The following is a 19,395-nucleotide window of genomic DNA, read 5'->3' on the forward strand; positions in this document are numbered from 1 at the left end:
TTGGCCAGTGCAAGTGCCTGCCGCGCGCGATAGGGCGAGCGGGCATCTATTGCTGTTACTGGGGGAACAGCATGCTCCTTGAGATCCTGCTCGAAACCAGCGGCACTTCAAGGTGCCGTCGCGCCGATTTGCTAAGGCGCACGGCGCCGCAAGGTTAAGTTGCGGCCGATGTGCAAGCTTTTGTTTTTGTTTTTTGGGGGTGTGCTAATGTTCGATTCTCTGCTCCATCTGCTCTCGGGGGAGACATGATGTCCGACAGCATTCATCCAACTGCAATTCACCATCTGCCGCCTTTCGTTACCGCGCCCGGTGAGACCGACGTCCTGTTCAACGTCGTCGTCATCTTCATGATCCTGGCGATCTTCGCGCTCGGCACTTTTTACCTGCGGCTGCATTCGCTGCCGGAAACCATGGCGCATAAAAGCCACAAGGTGCAATACGAGCTGGTGGCGGTGCTGGGGTTGATCTCGCTGCTCACCCACAACAACATCTTCTGGATCGCGGCGCTGATCCTGGCGCTGATCGATCTGCCGGATTTTTCGTCGCCGCTCGCGGCGATCGCCCGCTCTTTGGAGAGAATTGCCGGCAACGAGGACAAACCCGTTGCAGCGGAGCCGAAGGTCGCGGAGCCGGAGCCGGTGGCGAGCCAGCCCGCCGCGTCCGATCAGGCATCGGTGGAAGGGAAGGTCTAAGCCATGTTCGAGTTTCTGCTTTGCTCGCTTCTGACGATCTTCCCGGACTATCTCTTCCGCCGCTATGTCCAAGGCAAAAGGTTCGGGCGCGAGATCACGCTCTATTCGGTCTGGTTCGAACTGCGCTGGGGCATCACCGCCTGCATCATCCTGACGGTCTCGCTGATCACCCTCATCTTCTACTTCCATCCGTCGACCAAGAGTGTCACTTCGGTGTTCCGCACCGTCGCCGTGCTGCCGGAGACCGGCGGGCGGGTGGCCGAGATCTATGTGAAACTCAATGACAAGGTCGCGGCGGGCCAGCCGCTGTTCCGGCTCGACAATACCGAGGAAGAGGCCTCGGCCGAGCTCGCGCGCCGTCAGATCGCTGAGGTCGATGCCGAGATGACCGTCGCGCGCACCGAGCTTATCGCTGCCGATGGTGCGATCGTACAGGCCGAGGCCGCCGTGAAACAGGCCCAGGACGAATACGATACCCAGGTCGAACTCAATCGGCTGAACCCCAACGTCGTCGCCCGGCGCGAGATCGAGCGCCGGCAGGTCGCGCTCGAAGGGCGCAAGGGCGCGCTTACCGCCGTGCTTTCCAACAAGCAGACGCTTGAGACGAAGATCGCGTCGCTTCTGCCTTCGCAGAAGGCAAGCGCCGAAGCGGCCTTGCAGCAGGCCGATGCCGACCTCGCCAAGACCACCGTTCGCGCCGGCGTGTCCGGTACGCTCAGCCAGTTCGCGCTCCGGGTTGGCGAAGTGGTCAACCCGATGCTCAGGCCGGCCGGCGTGCTCGTTCCCGAGGAGGCGGGCCGCACCGCGCTTGTCGCGGGCTTCGGGCAGATCGAGGCACAGGTGATGAAGGTCGGCATGATTGCCGAGGCCACCTGCATCGGCAAGCCGTTCACGATCATTCCGATGGTCGTGACCCAGGTGCAGGACGTCATCGCAGGCGGGCAGCTACGGGCCAGCGACCAGCTCATCGATGTGGCGCAGCTCGCCCAGCCGGGCACGCTCACCGTCTTCCTGGAACCGCTCTATCCGGGACTGCTGGAAGGGATACCACCAGGCAGCAGTTGTATCGCCAACGCCTATACCAACAGCCACGACGAACTGTCGTCGCCCGATATCAGCACTGGCCGCTGGCTCTACCTGCACGTGGTCGATGCAGTCGGCCTCGTCCACGCGATGATCCTGCGAATGCAGGCGCTGATGTTGCCGGTGCAGACGCTGGTGTTTGGCGGCCATTGAGGGCGATCTCCATCCGAGGCGAGCCGCAGGTCCGTCCTCTTGCGCTCGACCTTGGGTTGCTGCTTGGCTTGGTGCTCCCGCTTCCGGACAGTCCCGTCCATCGTGTTTTGGGGAGGCGTTTGCCGCGCCTTCCCACGGATCGGAGCAAGGACATGGACAAGGCAGTTGATGCCTTCATCGAGGACAAGGTACAGCCTGAACATCGGCCGATCGTCGAGGCTTTTCGGGCGTTGATCCGAAAGGTCGCGCCTGACGTCAAGGAGGGGATGCGCGGAGGCACCGAGGCCTATTACGGGGTGCCGGTCTACCGGCTGAAGCGCGATATCATCGCCATCAGCCCGAACAAGAAGGGCGTCAATTTCGCCTTTTCGAAAGGCGTGCTGATCGAAGACAAGTATGGCCTGCTTCAGGGCCTGGGCAAGGTCAACCGCAATGTCCTCGTGCGGAAAATGGATGAGTTCAATCCGGAGGCTCTCGCCTATTACATCGGGCAGGCGGTGAAGATCGACATGGCCTGAAGCAAGTCGCGATCTCCAGGATCCGCCTGCTGCGCTTTACAGCGCCGCGCGTCAAATATGGCGCGCGAAGGACGCTGTAACGCTGCTGCATAATTCCTTAGATCGAACCCCGATTTAGGGAATTATGCGGTAGCTCTTGTTTTCGCCCATGTTGTTATCGCAAAACCGCTGCGCACTTTTGCGCGACCTGCTGTAGGCCAGCGCAGGCAGGGGCAGGTTACCGCGTCATGCGTCCTTGCTTTTGGCTGCCTTTGTCCGGTTGCTTGCAGGGGCCTTCTTCTTTTTTGCCTTGGCCTGATTGTACTCGATGGCGGCGCGGATGAGGTTTTGGAACGCTCGCTCGTCGATCTCGTCGCCTTCGAAGAGATCGATCGCGCGCCAGACCTTGCCGTTCAGGCCGTTGTTGAACAGATTTTCGGGGTCCGGCAGGCTCGCGCCGTGGGAGAAGGTAAGCTTCACCTTATCCTTGTGGGCATTGCCGACGGCGATGATGCCGTCGCGAGACCACACCGGGCTTCCCATCCACTTCCATTCCTCGATGATCTCCTTGTCCGTTCCAAGGATGGACTTGCGCAGGCTGGCGAGCGTCTTGCCGCGCCAGTCGTCGGTTTCAGCGATCAACTGGTCGATGTGTTCCGATGCATTCATTGGGTCTCGATCCTCCGATTTCCGGCTTCGTTTCATCCGGTGGCAAAACAGCGGCTGGCTTGGTCGTGCACGCGCCGCCGTCTCAGTTGCTCCGCCGCCTGGGCGGCGCAATTGCCACCGCACAATGCCTCAAATCGGAATCGATTCAAGGTTTTATGCGGCAGGATTGATGTGTTGCTGCGCCGTGAAGCGCAGCGCCGTTGTGCCGTCAGTTTGAAGATGCCGCCTGGCGCCATTTCCGGCTTGCGCGGCAATATGGTGCGGGCGGGTACAAGGTCGAGAGTCGCCTTGAGTTGTAGCGATAGACCATCCCACACGACGAGTGGCCGTTGCACTGCCGCGCATCGGCTGCCGCTCGCGGTCGAGTGTGCTGGTGAAAGCCGCTGAGTTTCACTGCCGCGACGTCCCCTAGTCGCCTGATGGCACCGGCATCGTCCACGGTTCCCAGACTACGTCCGGTCCGCCGCCATGGCGCTGGTAGAAGCGTTTTGCCGCGGCGTTGCCGGCAAGCACGGTCCAGTTGATGCGGGGTGCGCCAATGACGGCGGCGTGGCGCTTCAAGGCGGCGATGAGGGCAGCGCCTGCGCCCGACGAGCGCGCGCCTTCCTCGACGAACAGTTCCTTCAGCACCACCGTCGGCTTCAGGTCGTAGGTCCAGGGAATGACATAGTGCACGGCGATGCCGGCGACGCGACCGTCGAGTTCGGCCACGAAGACCCCGAAGCGCGGGTTGTCGCAGAGGCCGTGGTCGATCAGGTCCTTTTCGGTGACGGCAAACTTGTCGATATAGCCTTCGAAGACGGCAAGGCCGCGCATCAGCGCCAGCACCGTGGCGACATCGCGATGCTCGAATGGGCGGGTGGAAAGGGCCATCGTCATCGGGGTCCTCAGCCGGCTTGGCCGGCAATGTTGCTCCTGCCGGCTACCTTGGCGTGTTTGCGCGATTCCGCCAAGGCCATCGTTTGGCGGCCAGAGCGCGATGACAAAGGTTGAAATTGCCAGTTTGGCGGGAGGCTGGTGCAGTTTTCCCTCATTCCGGCCTTGTGCCGGAATCCGGCGAACTGACGTCCATCAGGTCAAAAGACCTTTCAGCCCAAAGACTTGGGCTGGTCCCGCAGTTCCAGCGGAACTGCTAGAGATCTCTGTGACAAGCACAGAGATGAGGGAGATGTTGGCTAACGCCGAGCCTTCACGGTGGCCTGACAACTATTAGCGCCGACTTTGTCAGCAGTCCAAGGCGGCCGTTCGGCGGGCCATCCGTCTCGTCAGGCGGCCAGCAGCAGCTTCGGCTCTCCGGGGGCCGCACCAGAAGCGAAGGCAAAGCCCTCGTCTTCCCAGCCGGTGATGCCGCCGATCATGATCTTCACCGGCCGTCCGAGCCGGGCGATCTTCAGCGCCGCCTGGTCGGCGCCGTTGCAATGCGGCCCGGCGCAATAGGCGACGAACAGGGTGTCGGCCGGCCACTCGGCCATCCGCTCGGCGGTGATCTCGCGGTGGGGCAGGTGGATCGCGCCCGGCACATGGCGGCGGGCATAGGCGGCCTCGGTGCCGACAGCGTGCAGCAGCACGAAATCCTGCTCGCCGGTCTTCAGGGCATGGGCGACATCGGCGCAATCGGTCTCGACGCTGAGCCGCTGGGCGAAATGGGCGATGGCAATCTCGGGTGCGGCGGCTGGGGTTTCGGTCACATAGCTCATCTGGCTCTCCTGTGGCTCTGGTCTTCGGCGGTTGACGAGGATGGTTGTAGCAATGTCGGGAAAGGGCTGGCAGATGGCAGGTTTGCCATATATGCTCAAGATCATGCCAAAACCATTCGCCACCTCGCCATCACCCGCCAACCCGCTTGTCGTCGCTCTTGCCTATGATGGTCTCTGCACCTTCGAGTTCGGCGTGGCGGTGGAAATGTTCGGCCTGCCGCGGCCCGAAATGGGCGAGGGGTGGTATCGTTTCGCCGTCGCGGCCATCGAGCCGGGAGAGTTGAGGGCCACCGGCGGCATCAGGCTGATGGCCGATGGCGGGCTCGATCTGCTGGCCCAGGCTGGAACCGTCATCGTGCCCGGCTGGCGCGGTGCCGATACGCCGGTGCCGGAATCCCTGTGCCAGGCGCTGCGGGCGGCACATGTGGGCGGCGCGCGGGTTCTTTCCATCTGTTCCGGTGTCTTCGTGCTGGCGGCAGCCGGGCTGCTCAGCGGGCGGAAGGCAACGACCCACTGGCGCTACACCGATAAGCTCAAGACACTTTACCCCGATGTCGAGGTCGTGCCCGACGTGCTCTATGTCGATAGCGGCACGGTGCTGACGTCGGCGGGCAGTGCTGCCGGTATCGACCTCTGCCTGCATCTCATTCGCCGCGATTTCGGCAGCGAGGCGGCAAACCGCGTGGCCCGCCGCCTCGTCGTGCCGCCACACCGTGATGGCGGCCAGGCGCAATATATCGAAAGGGCGGTGCCGGAGGTGCACGAGAGCGCGCGCCTCGGGCCGCTGATCGACCGGATGCGCGCGCAGCTCGGTGAGGATTTTTCGATCGCCGCGCTGGCGAAATCGGTGGGCATGAGCGAGCGCACCTTCCTGCGCCGCTTCGAGGCGGCCACCGGCACGACGCCGGCGCGCTGGCTGCTCGGCGAACGGCTGGCGCGGGCGCGGCAACTGCTGGAGGAGAGCGCGCTCGGCATGGAGCAGGTGGCCGAAGGTTCGGGCTTCGGCTCGACCCAGACCCTGCGCCACCACTTCCGCCAGCAGCTTTCGACGACGCCCGCTGCCTACCGCGCCATGTTCGGGCGGACGGCGCCGCTGACAAACATGTCCGCCGAGACGGCTGCGGAGTGAAGCGGCCGGCGTGAACCTCGCCGCCGCGCCTGTGAACCACGAGCTAGGCTTCCGACGGTGCCAGCTTGGCGCCTTCCTTGCGGAAGAACGACTTGAAGAACACTGTGTCGGGCGCCGAGCCGATGATCCTGGCGATCACGGCCGTGGCGACGATCGCAAAGACCAGGCGGCCGAAAAAGACGCTGGTAAAATCCGCACCGAGCGCGACGACGACCAGCGTGTCCTCGACGAGGCTGTGGCCAAAGCCCATGAACACGCAGGCAAGGAACACCTGGCGCGGTTCGACGCTTGCCGTGCGCGCCTCGCGGATCAATAACGCGCCTCCATAGGAGATCCCGAGAAGCACGCCGACGGCGGTAAAGGGCACTGTCTGCGGCTGGATGCCGGCGAGGCGGAAGAGCGGCGCCATTCCCCGGTTCAGCCAGTCTAGGATGCCCACCATCTTGAGGATCTCGATCATCCAGCTGAGCGCCAGCAGGACGACGAGCATGGTGCCAAGCGTCTTCAGCGTGCTGAAAGTGAAGCTGATCCAGTCGGAGCCCTGGTTGACCGGTACCCATGTCGGGCTCAGAGGTGTAGCGAGCCATCCGGTTGCCGAAAACAGCTGGTGCAGCAATGCTGCGAAGATGAGGCCGCCGCCTATACGCAGCGCCCCTGTGACCATGAAGCTCGGCCCTGCTTTCTGGATGATGCGCTGTTCGATCGGAATGGCGTGCGCCACCAGCATCAATGCCGAGAAGACAGTCATGTCGGCGGTCGTCAACTCCGACACCGGCACCAACGCGAAAACCACCACCACCGCCCCCCAGATGCCGACGAGCAGGCCGGTGAGCCAGGCGAAGGCGAGCTCGGGTGGCAGCCCGACCAGGGTCATCAGCGGCGCGAAGGCGGGCGCGATCGCCCGGATCACGCCGAGTTCCTGCAGGACGTGCGTGGCGATGGTGACGGGAACGATGATGCGCACCAGGTCCCAATAGACTTCGAGTGTCGCGAGCGTCTTGCGGTAGAGGATGATGTGAACGGCCATGACAGTGTCTCCCTGGTTGTCACCCAAGGACTAGCGCGAGGCCGTTCGCAGTTGTGGTCAAAATATGCGAGTTTGTGCAATAAAATTGCACGCGACGACAACGGGGGATGAAATGGACCGGATCGACCGAAAGCTGCTCACACTTCTGCAGCAGGATGCGTCGCGAACGAATGCGGATCTCGCCGCCGAAGTCGGACTTTCTCCGTCGAGCTGCCTGCGCCGCATCAGGCGCTTGAGGTCGGCCGGGGTCATCGACCGTGTTGTTGCCATTCTCAATCCGGCGAAGGCCGGCAGGTCGGTGAAGGCGATCATCACGGTCGAGCTCGAGCGCCACGGCGAACAATATGTGCGCCGCTTCCTCGATCTCGCCGCTGCCGAGCCGGCCGTCACCCAGGCGTATAGCGTCAGCGGCGAGACCGACGCGCTGCTGATGCTGCGCCTGAAGGACATGGAGGAGCTCGATGTGCTGACCGAGCGGCTCTTCCGGGAGGAAAGCAACGTCGCGCGCTACTACACCACCTTCGTGATCCGCACGGGCAAGGACACGACGACTATTCCGATTTGACAAGGAGGGCGTGGCTTAACCACGGGGAGGGCTCGCCACTCTGTCGGTCATTTGCCGATACTTGACGAGGAACGGGTGGGCGGTAATCTGCGACTCAGGCCGTGCAGCCTGCCGCTCGCACCCATTGGGGATGGTGAATGCACGAACAGATTTCGGTTTGACCCTCGATACGGGCGATCGCGTCAGCAATGCGAGCACTGACTTTCTGCCGCCCTGAGGATCGGACCATGAGAAGTTTTCTCGATGCAAAAATGATGGCCAAGAGTCTTCGCCAGGCTCTGGCGGACCGAAAGATCGATTTGTCGCACGGTGATTGCCTGGAACTGGTGGCAAAGCAGTTCGGCTTTCAGGAATGGAACATGCTTGCTGCTCGCCTCGGTGAGCTGAAACCAGATGAAAAGCGCCTCAAGCTTCCATCTCGGTGGCAAATGAGTGGGTCCGTGGTTCCGGGCACGACGCATCAACTTGGACTTGACCCCACCATCCCCGGGGCGGCGCTGGTAAAAAGCCTCGTTCCCCGCGCTGGCGAAATCGACCTGACCGGAAAAATCGCGGTATTGCTGCAAAATATCGGCGCCAATGAGTTCGTCGGCAAACGCCTGAAGTTAACGGCCTATCTTAGGACTGGGGATGCTGACATCGGCACGATCTACATGAACGTGTCCGGCGCGCAGGGAACGATGCGCTTTGACAACTTGCTTAGCCGCGAGACTGACGGACCGCTCAAGGGAACACACGATTGGACATTGCGAACAATCGTGCTGGATGTTCCCCAGGGAGCCGAATGCATCCACTATGGCTTCTTCCTGAAAGGATACGGCAAGGTCTGGGCAAGATCGTTCGAGCTGACCGCGGTCGAGGACGACATCGCGCCGACTGCGGTCCATAGCCAATATCTGGACAGACCGGCGAATCTCGATTTTTCGCAGGCCATGTAGAGGGGCCACACTCTCATGACGGCATTCGCATGGCGTGTCTAAGAATGTTCTGATCCGCTGCCGCACTCTGGGGGCGGCTGCCTCATCTTATGCAGCGCGCCAAGCGGGCGCGCTGCCTTTTTGCTGGCGGTCATCGCGGTAAGGATCGATCACCTGGAGGCACGTGACGGGTCACTTGACCGCGGCGTTGCCGCCGTCGGCGTAGAGCGCGGAGCCAGCGACGAAGCTTGCCATCGGGCTTGCCAGGAACAGTGCCGCCCGGGCGATCTCGTCGGGCTGGGCGATGCGCTTCATCGCGTGCAGGCCGGCGGCCCATTCCTTTTGCTCCTTGCTCCCGGCCGCCGGCGTATCGACTCCGCCCGGAAGCAGGGCGTTGGCGCGGATGCCGCTCGCGCCATAGTCGGCGGTGATACCCTTCACCAACCCCATCAGCCCGGCCTTGGAAGCGCCGTAGGCGGCCATGCCGGGGATGCCGGCGCTGGTGCCGACGAAGGTCGAAGTGAAGACCAGCGATCCGCCGCCGCGCTTCAGCATTGCCGGGATCTGGTGGCGGGCGCCGAGGAAGGCAGAGGTGAGGTTGGTGGCGAGCGTCTCCTGCCATTCCACCGCCGTGATCTCGGCGAGCGGTCTCATCGCACCGACGATCCCGGCATTGTTGACGGCGATGTCGAGGCCGCCGAAATGCCTGGTTGCGGCTGCGACCAGCCGGGCATGCGTGTCTTCCTCAGCGACATCGCCGCTGACGGCGATCGCCTCGCCGCCCTTAGCGCCGATAGCCTCCACCACGGCGTTGAGCGGGGCTTCGGTACGGGCGTTCAAAACCACCTTCGCGCCTTCGGCGGCGAAGAGTTCGGCGACCGCGCGGCCGATGCCCGACGAGGCACCGGTGACGATAACGATCTTGTCTTGCAGCATGGACATGGACTGCTCCTCTTGGTTGAGGCGCCCTGAGTAGCGTCGGCAAGGAGCAGCGCCCACCCGATTTCCGATGGGGGTGCAAATGAATGACGGTGGTCATCGAGGATTTGAAGGGTTGGGCCCGCTTGAATGCTGGGTGGCAAGAAAGCCGCATCGAAACGCAGCCTCTGCCACGACCGCGTGTTTGCCGTGCACCCTGGAAAGCTTGCCGCCGCGCGCTCACCTTCATCGGAAGAAGAAAAACCAGACGGCAAAGGCCAGTATCCAAATCAGGACGTAGTAGAACGCTTGTCCCTCGACCATGGCGACGATCCCCATTCCCCCGATCGTCGATATATTAGCATTGATGCAAGCGAAGGATAAGCTGACACGCCGCTTCAGCGTCCGCCCAGAAGTGTGCTGAAGGTTTTCAGATCGATATTGCCGCCGCTCAACAGAATACCCACCCGCTTTCCGCCACAGGGGATTGCGCCATGCAAAACGCCCGCCGCGGCCAGGCAGCCGGTCGGTTCCACGATGATCTTCATGCGCTCGGCAAAGAACCGCATTGTCTCGACCAGTTGGGCATCGGTGACCGTGGCGATGTCATCGACCTTGTCTCTCAGAATGGCGAAGTTGTGGTCGCCGACATGGGTGACAAGCGCACCATCGGCGATCGACTTCGGCACCGGGATCTGGACTACTTCGCCCTTCCGCAATGATTGCTGGCCGTCGTTGCCCGCCTCGGGCTCGACACCGACAATGGTGCAGGCGGGCGACAGCGCTCTCGCGCTGAGCGCGCTGCCGGCAAGCAAACCACCGCCGCCCAGCGGAACGACGAGCAAATCGATCTCCCCGACGTCCTCGATCAGTTCCAGTGCGGCGGTGCCCTGTCCGGCGATAACATCCGGATGGTCATAGGGAGGGATCAGCGCTGCGCCCCGCTCGGCGGCAAGGCGCCGGCTTATTTCCGCGCGATCTTCCGTATACCGATCATAAAAGACGATCTCCGCTCCATAGCCCTTGGTCGCCGCCACCTTTATCTGCGGAGCGTCGCGCGGCATCACCACCGTCGCCGAAACACCTTGGAGCCTGGCGGCATAGGCGAGTGCCTGGGCGTGATTGCCTGAGGAGAAGGCGACGACACCATTCTGTCGGGAGAGTGCGTCCAGAGCAGCGATGGCATTGTACGCGCCACGGAATTTAAAGGCTCCTGCACGCTGCAGATTCTCTGCCTTGAAGAAAAGGGTCGCTCCGGCTCGTGCGTCTGCAGTTCGCGATGTCAAAACGGGCGTGCGGTGCGCTGCGCCAGAGATGCGTGCTCGTGCGGTCCGGACATCGTCGAAGGTCGGGAGGCGCAGCGAAGCGGGTGCCGGTGCAGGATTGACCACGAGAAACCTCCGTTGCGCACTCGGTGGGCCCGGGTCGAGAGGGAATTGTCCAAGGCACGGCAATGTATCATCGCGCCGGCGTTTGCACGAGCCAGGTCGAACAGCCATTGGTGCCGTCTGCCTTACGACACCGCTGCCACGGACCAAACCGCATCGTGCCTGCTTTGTGGCCTTTGCTTATATGAGGAGGGTCAACACGGAACTTTCGTCAGAGTGACATTTCGCACTCCGTCATTCATTGCGGCATCCATGGTCTGGGCCCGTTGCGCGACGCGGCTCGTTGCCAAGCCAAATCCAACTTATATACGGTCGCTGTCCGAGACAGCCGCACCAACATCCCGCTTGCGTGCGGACAGGGCTCAGGAGGACGAAACCATTCTACACTAGCGGCCCATTTTCGGGCCAAGCAAAGGCTCGGTTCGTCCAACCTGGATCCGCCAGGACCAATCGGATCCTGGAAGATTGCAGAATTTGGTTCGGGTAACCGATCAGGCGGTCTTCATGACCGCTCCCTCGATAATGACGCCGGCATTGACGTATTTCCACAGCGCGACGAGCAGCTTGCGGGCGAGCGCGACGATGGTCGTCTTCTTGAGACGGCCACCGTTCTTCTTAACCCGATCTCTAAACCACAAGGTGAGCGCCGCGTGCGGTTGATGACGCACCCACAGCCAGGCCATCTGGATCAACGTCGTTCGTAGTCTCGGATTGCCGGATTTCGAGACCCCTTGGTCGTGATCGACCGAGCCACTCTGCCAGGGTGTTGGTGCAAGGCCGGCATAGGCGGCAACCTGTCGTCGGTTGTCGAAGTGACGAGACAGCCCCTCCGACCAGAGCACGGCGGCAAACTCCGGCCCGATGCCTTTCAGGGTTAGTAGCATCGTCGGTGCTGGCGAGAAGACCTGTGTGGCGGCGAGCATGGCGTCGCGGCCAGCCTCGACAGCCTTGATCTGCTCGAGCAGCAGTTCCAACCGATCGAGTTCGCGGCCGATCTGCGCCTTCAAATGTGCCGGCAGCGGCCGGCCGTCGCCGGTCTTGCATTCCTCCAGTTGCTTGCGTCGATCGCGGCGCAGCGGCTCGTAGCCGGATATGCCTTGGCTGAACAGCAGGCCCTTGATGCGGTTGACGTGCCTTATGCGCTCGCTCGTCAGAGCCTGGCGCTCACGCGAGAGTCGGCGGCGGTCCTCTTCCTCGGGTGTCGGCACCCGAACCATCGCGCACACTCGCGGTTCGCCCCGCTGATAAGCGAGCAATGCGCGAACCAGCGCTTCGCCGTCGATCCTGTCGGTCTTGGCCCGCCGCCGGCGGCGCGAGATTGCAATCGAAGCCGGATCAACAACGTGGCTTTCGATCCCCTCGGCCTCTAACACCCGATGGATCCAGAAGCCGTCGAGCCCAGCCTCCTGGATGACAATGATCGGAAAGCACCTCCCGGTGCGTGCCCGCGCTTTCCTCTTGAGTTCAGCAAAACATCCCAGCATGCCGGCGACGTCGCCAGCCGCCACCGCATGCTTAGACATCTTCTCTCCACCGCTCGGCGACAGCGAGGTGATGACCCATTTAGATTGACTGAGTTCCAACGAGACGAAGATTGCGCCAAGATCAGTCCGGATAGCGGCCGGCCCTTCGGATCGGTGAGCTGAAACAGGCATGCTTGCCTCCAAGGTAGGGTGTTTGTGGTTAAGCAACCTCACCCTGCCACAGGACTGGTCGCTATCCACCCTCCTCATAGGATCTATCTAGAGCGTTTCCGGTTTAGACGGAGTCGCAGAAACGCTCTATCTCTTTGTTTTTACGCATTCCCTGACGGAAAACCGCTTCGCACTTTTCCTGGAAATGCTCTAGCTCCGCGATTTTCAACCGCTGCGACCGGTGGCATAGTTGCGCGGCTTAGCAGCGTCGCGTCGGATATGACGCGCCGCAAGACCTTAAACTGGGGTTCTTTTCAGGCGAGGCGGGAGGGGCGAAATGCTGAAGACCTACACTGGCAGCTGCCATTGCGGCGCGGTGCGCTTCGAGGTGGATATCGACATCAGCGCCGGAACGGGCAAGTGCAACTGTACCCTCTGCACCAAGATGCGGCTCTGGTCGGTTGAGGTAAAACCGGAGGCATTTCGCCTGGTGGCCGGCGAAGCCGAACTGACGGATTATCGCGGCAGCAACCCGGTCGCGCATCACCAGTTCTGCGGCCATTGTGGCGTGCGACCGTTCGAATGGGTCGACGTGCCGAATATGAGCGGCGACAAATACTTCAACATCAATGTCGCCTGCCTCGACGGCGTCGATATCGACGAACTGGTCGCTGCGCCCGTCACCTATTTTGATGGCCTCAACGACGATTGGGGTTCGACACCATCAGAGATACGGCATCTCTGATCGCCGCGGACACTCACGTTTCGCCGGGCGGTCTTAGCGCACGGGCTCCGGCTCCAACGCCGCCAGCGCCGGCGGCTTCGCGGCAAATCGCAGCTTCCGTTCGATGTGCGGAGGCCGCGCGAGCGGGCGATGTAGGCGGCGAAAGCGTCCGGGCTTTTTGGCGCGAGCGGCGGTACGAGTGCCGCGAACTCATGGCTGCGCTATCGAGAAACCGTCGAGCTTGATCTCGCCTGCCGCTCGCGCTGCGCCGCCGGAGATCCACAGCGGATTTCCCACGCATTCGACCCGCCCGGCGGCGACGACGACACCGCCGCCATCGTTGCAGGCAAGGATCGGCCTCGGCGTATGGCCGCTGTAGCGCAGCAGATCGGGAAGGTATCTTGCCTCGTCATTGAGGTGCGGGAAGAACTCGAACGGTACGAGGTCGAGCGCATCGCCGTCCGCTATCTCCTCCGGTTTGCGGCCGATGAACAGCGCGTCTGTTGCGATCGTCGGGCCCATGAGAATGGCGCCGGCGCTGACGCCGATCAGGATGCCGCCGGACAGCGCCCAGTCCCGCAGCGGCTGGATCAGCCCGCTGCGTCGCATCCGATCAAGGAAACCGCCCGTATGTCCGCCGGAGAGGTGAATGGCGTCGCAGGCAAAAAGCGCGGCGATGTCCTCGCTCGAATGCGGTTCGTCGAGATCGAAGAACAACGACAGATCGAGATCGTATCGACCGTAATAGGATCCGGCGTCCAGGAAGAAACGGCGATCCGGCTCGGGGCTCGACGCCACATAAGCAAGCCGCTTACCGGTGCCGCGCCCCTTCATCAATTCGACGAGCCTGCGGTCGATCGCCGAACAGGCGGGCCAGATCTGATCGCTGTAGAGTACGAGGTTGACCAACTTGCCCTCTTGGATTGCCAAGCCGATGCGGCGTTAGCTAACAAAGAACGCCAAAGTCTCGGCGATTATCTAATGCCGCCGAAAGTCTCGTCGTATGGCTGCGTAAAGCGTTCCCCGTTGAAGGTGTGCGAACAGCACCCACATGTCGGCCTCATATCGTCGATGGTGAGCGTAGGGTCCACCAATGCCAGGCGCTTGTTCTCATCAATGTACAGGCCGTTGTAGTACGCACTCTCACCGAGGCGGACGTACGGCTTTCTTTCCTCTTTGCTTCGAGCCCCCAACCAAAAGATGGGATCAGAGCGATCAATCCTAGCGACAGCTTCGCTGTACGTTTTGTCCCAATCGTCGCCAACGCGTGAAAGAAGAAATCTGAACAGCGGTGTGTAGTCCAATCCGTGCCGGTGGTGAGAGTGCATCGGGCCGTTGTAGGATAGGTCTTGTTTGACGACCTTGGTGTTTCGTGACTTTCGCCACTCACCGCCGTCACCGTGACGCACGCCATGGGTTCGGGTGTTCACCTTGCGATAAAGCGGTTTCTTGCGTTGCATGCCGGGTGCTCAATACGCCTGATAAGGGATTTCCCGTTTTTGTTGCATGACGGAGTAATGTCCGCAATGGGCTGATATCGTTGCCCCCCGAGAGCTGCGGCCACCGAAGGCGAGGCTCCATGAGGAACCGCAAAGACCTTTCAGATCGCTAACGGCATCCCCTGGCTGCAATGCGCCATGCCGGGTGGCGGGGCGCACTTTGTCTACGTTCCGCCAGATGGCAGCGCCGCCCTTGCCTCAATCGGCACTCAACGCCACGGCCGGCTGCAGGCGCGAGGCGTTGCGGGCGGGTAGGAAGCCGAAGACGAGGCCGGTGAGGAAGGCGCAGGCGAAGGCAAGCGCCACCGGTCCGAGCGTGAAGGCGACGGGCATGCCGAACTGGCCGGCAAGCGCGCCGGTGGCAAGGCCAAGCACGACGCCGAGCGTGCCGCCGATCGCCGAGACGACCAGCGCCTCGATGATGAACTGCAGGAGGATGTCGCGCTGGCGTGCGCCGGTTGCCATGCGCACGCCGATCTCGCGGGTGCGCTCGCTGACCGAGACGAGCATGATGTTCATCACACCGATGCCGCCGACGAGCAGCGAGATGGCGGCGACCGACCCCAGGAACAGCTTCATCGTGTTGGAGGTTTCGGTGAAGGCCTCGCGCACCGACGACATGTTGGTGATCTGGGTGTCCTCACGCTTGTGGCGCTGGTTCAACAGCGCCTGGATCGTCTGTTGCGTGATGTCGATGGCGGCCGCGTCCTTCACCTGCACGGTGATGGTGCGCACGTTGCGCTGGCCGAAGAGACGCATGCTGCCCGTCGTCAGCGGCACCAGCACGACGTCGTCCTGATCGTTGCCGAAGGAGGTGGCGCCCATCTCCGCCATCACGCCGATGACCTGGAACGGGATCTTGTTGACGAGCACATATTGCCCCAGCGGGTTGTCGCCCTCTGGGAACAGCGTCTTGACCACCGTCTGGCCAAGAACCGCCACGGGCGCATAGGTGTCCATGTCGTCCTGGGTGAGGAATTCGCCCTGCTGCATCTTCCAGGATTTGGCGGTGGTGAACTGCGGCACGGTGCCGTTGGCGCTCGTCTGGTAATCGACATTGCCGCGCCGGACCGTGACGGTGCTAGTCATTTCGGGCACGGCGAAGGCGACGTTCGGCACCTCGAGGATGGCGTCGGCATCGGCCGGAACAAGCGTGACGTTGCTGCCGCCGGCGCTGCCGCGGAAATTCGCCATGCTCGGCCTCACCACCAGAAGGTCGGAGCCCATGGAGGAAATGCGGTTGAGCACGGAATCCTGCGCGCCGGTGCCGATCGCCAGCATGGCGACGACCGAGCCGACGCCGATGACGATGCCGAGCAGGGTGAGAATGGTGCGGAAGAGATTGGCGCGCAGCGCCCGCAGCGCCATCTTGACGGCTTCCGTGACGTCGGCGATCGCAGCCGAGCCTTCGCTCGCCGTCTGGCTCAGCGCCCGCGCCGCTTCGGGATTGGCGCGGCTCTTCTTGGTGCGGTCGGCGACGATGCGGCCGTCATGGATCTCGATCAGCCGGTCGGCCTGTTCGGCGACCTCGCGCGAGTGGGTGATGACGATCACCGTGTGGCCCTTGTCGTTCATGTCGCGCAGGAGCGCCATGACATCGGAGCCGCTCTGGCTGTCGAGCGCGCCGGTCGGCTCGTCGGCCAGCACCACGCGGCCGCCGTTCATCAGCGCGCGGGCGATCGACACACGCTGCTGCTGGCCGCCGGAAAGCTGGTTCGGGCGATGATCGAGCCGTTCGCCGAGCTTCAGCTGATGCAACAGTGCTTCGGCGCGATCATGGCGGTCGCGCGCCGACATGCCGGCATAGACGGCCGGCACCTCGACGTTCTCCTGGGCGCTTGCGGTCGGAATGAGATTGTAGCTCTGGAAGACAAAGCCGAAGGTGCGCCGGCGCAGCGCTGCCAGTTCGTCGGTGTCGAAGCCGGAGACGCGCTCGCCGTCGATGAGATAATCGCCCTCGGTCGGCTGGTCGAGGCAGCCGAGGATGTTCATCAGCGTCGACTTGCCCGAGCCGGACTGGCCGATGATGGCGACGAACTCGCCGGCCTCGATGTCGAGCGAGACGCCGTGCAGCACCTCGACGGCGAGATCGCCGTTGAAATAGGTCTTGCTGACGTGCCGGAGCGAGAGGAGCGGGGTCATGGCCAATCTCTAAATTGTCCTCAGAACATCGGCGGCATGCGCATGCCGCGCTGGCTGCCGCGGCTGCCCGCCGCCGGGGTATCGGAGCCGGTGGCGACGACGACGGTGTCGCCTTCGCTGAGGCCGCTCCTGATCTCGACGTTGACGCGGTTGCGGATGCCGACCTCGACAGCGCGGGTTTCAAGCGTGCCCGAGGGCGTGACCACGGTGACTTCGGCCTTGCCGCCGGCAGCATCCGCGTTATCAGTGCGCTTGCCGGCGCCCTGGCCGGAACGCTGGCCGGTGCCTTGTCCGTCCGTCATGTGCAGCGCCGCGCTCGGCACGATCAGCACGTCCTTGGCTGACGATTGCAGGAAGAACACCTGGGCGCTCATCGACATCATCAATTCGCCGTCCGGGTTCGGAACGTCGAAGAGCGCGTAATAGAGCACGACGTTGTTTTCCGTGTCCGGCATCGGCTGGGTCTGGCGCAGCTTGCCCTCGAAACGTTTTCCCGGCTGGCCGAGCAGGGTGAAATAGGCGTCCATGCCGACCTTGAGCTTGCCGACATCGGCCTCCGACACCTGTGCCTTGACGGTCATGGTCGACAGATCGGCGACGGTGACGATGGTCGGCGTCGTCTGGTTGGCGTTCAGCGTCTGGCCTTCCTTGGCCGGGTTGGCAACGATGGTGCCGGCCATCGGCGCGAAGATCTTGGTGTAGCCGAGATCGACCTTGTCGCCGGCAAGCGTCGCCTGCTGCTTGCGGATCTGCGCTTCGATGGCGTTGACGTCGGCCTCGGCGGCGGCGAGATCGGCGATCGCCTGGTCGAGCGTCGACTGCGCGATGCTGTTGGCGGCGACCAGATTGCGCTGGCGATCGATATTGGCCTGCTTCAGCACGAGCTGGGCCTTCTTCGACACGAGCTGCGCCTGGAGATTGGCGAGCTCGGCCTGGTCGATCTCGATTCTGTTTTCGATGGTGGCGGGGTCGATTTCGGCGACGAGCTGGTTCTGCTCGACCTTGTCGCCGATATCGACATGCAGCGCCTTCAGCTGGCCGGAGACCTGGGCGCCGGCGTCTACCGACTTGACCGCGTCGAGGGTGCCGACGGCGGTCACGCTGTTTTCGATATCGCCGCGTGCGACGACCTGGGTGACCATGGCAGCGGTGGTCGGGTTCGTCGCGTAGCGCGCCCAGCCGTAATAACCGGCGCCGACGACGGCGAGAACGACGGGGATCCACAGCCAGGTGCGCGTGCGGCGCTTGCGCCGGACAGGGGCGGCACCGGGAATGAAGGTGACGTTGGGCGTCGCTTCCTCGCGTGCGGTGGTTTCGGTGCGTGCCGTCTTGCCTGTCTTGTTCATGCCCATACCCGGCCCCATACCTGGCCTTGCCAGCGCCACTGTCATGGCCGCGATTCATCCTAGCAGCAAATAGGCACAAACGGCCCGACCGGGAAGCATTGAGATCATTATATTATTGTAATGTTTTGGCTGCGGAGGGCGGAGTATTCCCCGCGGCCCAGCTCGCGATGACCTGGTGAAAACCCTGCAGCAGTCGTCCCTCTCGCTGTTTGCAGGGAGCAGATGCCGGCAGGCCGGATGAAGGACGCAAACGCTGGGCCTCAAGCGTCTTGAGCGTGGTATTGCGTCGCAAACGTAACCAACGGCCGCCGATCGCCCATTGCGGACACCGGAGTCTGCAAGCACTCAGCCGCGTGAAGTCATCCATACGCCGACCAGAGTCACAGACAACCCTGCGAACATCGCGCCTGTCAGAGGCTCTGAAAACAGCATCCAGGCCCACAGCATCGTCACGGGTGGGCTGAGGTAGATCGCCGCGCTGACCTTGGCCACGGGGAAGAGACGCAGGCTGGTGTAGTAGACGGCGTAGGCGAGGAACGTTGCGATCAGAACGAGCCAGATCATCCCGACCGCAAAATCACGGGTCATCGGTGGCGCAAGGCTGCCTTGCGTCAACGCGCAAAGGCCGAAGAGAACCGAACCCATCAGTGTCTGGATGCACAGGCTCTGATGGACAGGCATGGCTTGCGTCTTGCGTCGCCTGTGCAGAACCGAGGCGACGGCGAATATCAGCATCGAACCGACGGTCAGCCCGTAGGCCCAGACGGGGGCCGTACCGAAACTGAGGCTGTCGAAGGACACGATCAAAACGCCGATGACGGCAATCGCGGTGCCCAGCCATTGCCGCCGGGTCAGCCGTTCGCCAAGGACGGGTTGCGAAAGTGCTGCGATCGCCAGCGGCAACAGGTCGGCGATGAGCGCGACCAGCCCCGTAGGCACTTTCTGCTCGATCGCCAGCGCGAAGCCGCCCAGATACAGGAACACGGCCATGATGCCAAACAGGGCCTGATCTCTGACCGCACGCATGGACATGCTCGGCCCGATGGCCAAGGCGAAAGGCAGAAGGATCAGTCCCGAAAGCAGCGTCCGCCAGAACAGGAGAAGCATGACGCTCGCCTCCTGGTTTGCATACCGGATACCGACAAAGCCCGAACTCCATCCGATGATCAGGAGGGTGGCGAGGAATGGCCATAGGAGAGGGTGGCGGTTCGAGGTGGTGGAGGGGAGGGAGATGTCGGTCATCAAGGGCTCTGGTGCGAGGAATACGATCAAGCAATAGGCGGATCGCACGAAACGCGCACATGACAAATTTCGA

At 62.7% G+C, this 19,395-nt stretch carries 20 protein-coding genes; 8 read left to right on the forward strand and 12 right to left on the reverse strand.

Annotated features, from left to right (window positions below):
• The first annotated feature begins 248 nt into the window (after nt 1–248).
• The 3 genes from ABIE33_RS12455 (at nt 249) to ABIE33_RS12465 (ending at nt 2,446) form a co-directional block, all read left to right on the forward strand.
• Nucleotides 249–692: a hypothetical protein gene (locus tag ABIE33_RS12455; RefSeq protein WP_429125280.1), complete on the forward strand. Its 444-nt coding sequence runs from the start codon at nt 249–251 to the stop codon at nt 690–692.
• Between the two features lie 3 nt (nt 693–695).
• On the forward strand, nt 696–1,928 hold the full coding sequence (locus ABIE33_RS12460; RefSeq protein ID WP_429125282.1) for an HlyD family secretion protein: 1,233 nt from the start codon (nt 696–698) through the stop codon (nt 1,926–1,928).
• Between the two features lie 152 nt (nt 1,929–2,080).
• The gene (locus ABIE33_RS12465) at nt 2,081–2,446 is read left to right on the forward strand and encodes a DUF1801 domain-containing protein (protein ID WP_429125284.1); all 366 of its coding nucleotides are present in this window, start codon (nt 2,081–2,083) and stop codon (nt 2,444–2,446) included.
• A 225-nt stretch (nt 2,447–2,671) separates the two neighbouring features.
• Here the strand turns inward: ABIE33_RS12465 and ABIE33_RS12470 are convergent, their stop codons facing one another.
• From ABIE33_RS12470 to ABIE33_RS12480, 3 genes are all read right to left on the reverse strand, one after another.
• Nucleotides 2,672–3,094, reverse strand: a complete 423-nt coding sequence (locus ABIE33_RS12470; protein WP_429125286.1) for a DUF1801 domain-containing protein — start codon at nt 3,092–3,094, stop codon at nt 2,672–2,674.
• Between the two features lie 408 nt (nt 3,095–3,502).
• Nucleotides 3,503–3,973, reverse strand: coding sequence for an N-acetyltransferase family protein (locus ABIE33_RS12475; protein WP_429125288.1), 471 nt, complete (start codon nt 3,971–3,973; stop codon nt 3,503–3,505).
• A gap of 386 nt (nt 3,974–4,359) precedes the next feature.
• Complete coding sequence (locus tag ABIE33_RS12480) at nt 4,360–4,791, reverse strand: rhodanese-like domain-containing protein (RefSeq protein ID WP_429125290.1); 432 nt, start codon at nt 4,789–4,791, stop codon at nt 4,360–4,362.
• A gap of 73 nt (nt 4,792–4,864) precedes the next feature.
• Here ABIE33_RS12480 and ftrA point away from each other — a divergent pair, with 73 nt between their 5' ends.
• The gene (gene ftrA / locus ABIE33_RS12485) at nt 4,865–5,920 is read left to right on the forward strand and encodes a transcriptional regulator FtrA (protein WP_429125293.1); all 1,056 of its coding nucleotides are present in this window, start codon (nt 4,865–4,867) and stop codon (nt 5,918–5,920) included.
• Between the two features lie 43 nt (nt 5,921–5,963).
• Here ftrA and ABIE33_RS12490 read toward each other — a convergent pair whose 3' ends face one another.
• Nucleotides 5,964–6,947, reverse strand: coding sequence for a nucleoside recognition domain-containing protein (locus tag ABIE33_RS12490; protein WP_429125296.1), 984 nt, complete (start codon nt 6,945–6,947; stop codon nt 5,964–5,966).
• Between the two features lie 112 nt (nt 6,948–7,059).
• On the opposite strand from ABIE33_RS12490, the gene ABIE33_RS12495 reads away from it, so the two are divergent.
• On the forward strand, nt 7,060–7,512 hold the full coding sequence (locus ABIE33_RS12495; RefSeq protein ID WP_429125298.1) for an Lrp/AsnC family transcriptional regulator: 453 nt from the start codon (nt 7,060–7,062) through the stop codon (nt 7,510–7,512).
• Between the two features lie 227 nt (nt 7,513–7,739).
• Complete coding sequence (locus ABIE33_RS12500; RefSeq protein ID WP_429125300.1) at nt 7,740–8,450, forward strand: glyoxalase superfamily protein; 711 nt, start codon at nt 7,740–7,742, stop codon at nt 8,448–8,450.
• A 171-nt stretch (nt 8,451–8,621) separates the two neighbouring features.
• On the opposite strand, the gene ABIE33_RS12505 is transcribed toward ABIE33_RS12500, so the two are convergent.
• Nucleotides 8,622–9,371: an SDR family oxidoreductase gene (locus ABIE33_RS12505; protein WP_429125301.1), complete on the reverse strand. Its 750-nt coding sequence runs from the start codon at nt 9,369–9,371 to the stop codon at nt 8,622–8,624.
• A gap of 126 nt (nt 9,372–9,497) precedes the next feature.
• Here ABIE33_RS12505 and ABIE33_RS12510 point away from each other — a divergent pair, with 126 nt between their 5' ends.
• Complete coding sequence (locus ABIE33_RS12510; protein WP_429125303.1) at nt 9,498–9,731, forward strand: hypothetical protein; 234 nt, start codon at nt 9,498–9,500, stop codon at nt 9,729–9,731.
• Between the two features lie 14 nt (nt 9,732–9,745).
• On the opposite strand, the gene ABIE33_RS12515 is transcribed toward ABIE33_RS12510, so the two are convergent.
• Together ABIE33_RS12515 and ABIE33_RS12520 are read right to left on the reverse strand one after the other, a co-directional pair.
• Nucleotides 9,746–10,738, reverse strand: a complete 993-nt coding sequence (locus ABIE33_RS12515; RefSeq protein WP_429125305.1) for a threo-3-hydroxy-L-aspartate ammonia-lyase — start codon at nt 10,736–10,738, stop codon at nt 9,746–9,748.
• A 488-nt stretch (nt 10,739–11,226) separates the two neighbouring features.
• Nucleotides 11,227–12,390 carry an IS110 family transposase gene (locus ABIE33_RS12520; protein ID WP_429125307.1) on the reverse strand — a complete coding sequence of 388 codons (1,164 nt, stop codon included), beginning with the start codon at nt 12,388–12,390 and terminating at the stop codon, nt 11,227–11,229.
• A gap of 316 nt (nt 12,391–12,706) precedes the next feature.
• Here ABIE33_RS12520 and ABIE33_RS12525 point away from each other — a divergent pair, with 316 nt between their 5' ends.
• Nucleotides 12,707–13,114 carry a GFA family protein gene (locus ABIE33_RS12525; protein WP_429125309.1) on the forward strand — a complete coding sequence of 136 codons (408 nt, stop codon included), beginning with the start codon at nt 12,707–12,709 and terminating at the stop codon, nt 13,112–13,114.
• A gap of 189 nt (nt 13,115–13,303) precedes the next feature.
• Here ABIE33_RS12525 and ABIE33_RS12530 read toward each other — a convergent pair whose 3' ends face one another.
• The 5 genes from ABIE33_RS12530 to ABIE33_RS12550 all read right to left on the reverse strand — a co-directional run bounded on the left by ABIE33_RS12530 (nt 13,304) and on the right by ABIE33_RS12550 (nt 19,322).
• Entirely contained in the window at nt 13,304–14,002 is a 699-nt protein-coding gene (locus ABIE33_RS12530) for a Type 1 glutamine amidotransferase-like domain-containing protein (RefSeq protein ID WP_429125311.1), read from the reverse strand.
• 65 nt (nt 14,003–14,067) lie between these two features.
• On the reverse strand, nt 14,068–14,553 hold the full coding sequence (locus tag ABIE33_RS12535) for a hypothetical protein (RefSeq protein ID WP_429125313.1): 486 nt from the start codon (nt 14,551–14,553) through the stop codon (nt 14,068–14,070).
• A gap of 237 nt (nt 14,554–14,790) precedes the next feature.
• Nucleotides 14,791–16,734, reverse strand: a complete 1,944-nt coding sequence (locus ABIE33_RS12540) for a MacB family efflux pump subunit (protein ID WP_429125315.1) — start codon at nt 16,732–16,734, stop codon at nt 14,791–14,793.
• 20 nt (nt 16,735–16,754) lie between these two features.
• Nucleotides 16,755–18,080, reverse strand: a complete 1,326-nt coding sequence (locus ABIE33_RS12545; RefSeq protein ID WP_429125317.1) for an efflux RND transporter periplasmic adaptor subunit — start codon at nt 18,078–18,080, stop codon at nt 16,755–16,757.
• A 345-nt stretch (nt 18,081–18,425) separates the two neighbouring features.
• Nucleotides 18,426–19,322: a DMT family transporter gene (locus ABIE33_RS12550; protein WP_429125319.1), complete on the reverse strand. Its 897-nt coding sequence runs from the start codon at nt 19,320–19,322 to the stop codon at nt 18,426–18,428.
• Nucleotides 19,323–19,395 lie beyond the last annotated feature (73 nt).

This window comes from Ensifer sp. 4252 (assembly GCF_050434565.1).
Taxonomy (GTDB): domain Bacteria; phylum Pseudomonadota; class Alphaproteobacteria; order Rhizobiales; family Rhizobiaceae; genus Ensifer.

What these genes read in the sequence shown, in the direction of transcription:
- ABIE33_RS12490 (WP_429125296.1), bottom strand. Translation starts at nt 6,947, where the DNA reads ATGGCCGTTCACATCATCCTCTACCGCAAGACGCTCGCGACACTCGAA.
- ABIE33_RS12525 (WP_429125309.1), top strand. Translation starts at nt 12,707, where the DNA reads ATGCTGAAGACCTACACTGGCAGCTGCCATTGCGGCGCGGTGCGCTTC.
- ABIE33_RS12545 (WP_429125317.1), bottom strand. Translation starts at nt 18,080, where the DNA reads ATGAACAAGACAGGCAAGACGGCACGCACCGAAACCACCGCACGCGAG.
- ABIE33_RS12475 (WP_429125288.1), bottom strand. Translation starts at nt 3,973, where the DNA reads ATGACGATGGCCCTTTCCACCCGCCCATTCGAGCATCGCGATGTCGCC.
- ABIE33_RS12520 (WP_429125307.1), bottom strand. Translation starts at nt 12,390, where the DNA reads ATGCCTGTTTCAGCTCACCGATCCGAAGGGCCGGCCGCTATCCGGACT.
- ABIE33_RS12480 (WP_429125290.1), bottom strand. Translation starts at nt 4,791, where the DNA reads ATGAGCTATGTGACCGAAACCCCAGCCGCCGCACCCGAGATTGCCATC.
- ABIE33_RS12540 (WP_429125315.1), bottom strand. Translation starts at nt 16,734, where the DNA reads ATGACCCCGCTCCTCTCGCTCCGGCACGTCAGCAAGACCTATTTCAAC.
- ABIE33_RS12535 (WP_429125313.1), bottom strand. Translation starts at nt 14,553, where the DNA reads ATGCAACGCAAGAAACCGCTTTATCGCAAGGTGAACACCCGAACCCAT.
- ABIE33_RS12500 (WP_429125300.1), top strand. Translation starts at nt 7,740, where the DNA reads ATGAGAAGTTTTCTCGATGCAAAAATGATGGCCAAGAGTCTTCGCCAG.
- ftrA (WP_429125293.1), top strand. Translation starts at nt 4,865, where the DNA reads ATGGCAGGTTTGCCATATATGCTCAAGATCATGCCAAAACCATTCGCC.
- ABIE33_RS12455 (WP_429125280.1), top strand. Translation starts at nt 249, where the DNA reads ATGTCCGACAGCATTCATCCAACTGCAATTCACCATCTGCCGCCTTTC.
- ABIE33_RS12495 (WP_429125298.1), top strand. Translation starts at nt 7,060, where the DNA reads ATGGACCGGATCGACCGAAAGCTGCTCACACTTCTGCAGCAGGATGCG.
- ABIE33_RS12510 (WP_429125303.1), top strand. Translation starts at nt 9,498, where the DNA reads ATGCTGGGTGGCAAGAAAGCCGCATCGAAACGCAGCCTCTGCCACGAC.
- ABIE33_RS12505 (WP_429125301.1), bottom strand. Translation starts at nt 9,371, where the DNA reads ATGTCCATGCTGCAAGACAAGATCGTTATCGTCACCGGTGCCTCGTCG.
- ABIE33_RS12470 (WP_429125286.1), bottom strand. Translation starts at nt 3,094, where the DNA reads ATGAATGCATCGGAACACATCGACCAGTTGATCGCTGAAACCGACGAC.
- ABIE33_RS12465 (WP_429125284.1), top strand. Translation starts at nt 2,081, where the DNA reads ATGGACAAGGCAGTTGATGCCTTCATCGAGGACAAGGTACAGCCTGAA.
- ABIE33_RS12550 (WP_429125319.1), bottom strand. Translation starts at nt 19,322, where the DNA reads ATGACCGACATCTCCCTCCCCTCCACCACCTCGAACCGCCACCCTCTC.
- ABIE33_RS12460 (WP_429125282.1), top strand. Translation starts at nt 696, where the DNA reads ATGTTCGAGTTTCTGCTTTGCTCGCTTCTGACGATCTTCCCGGACTAT.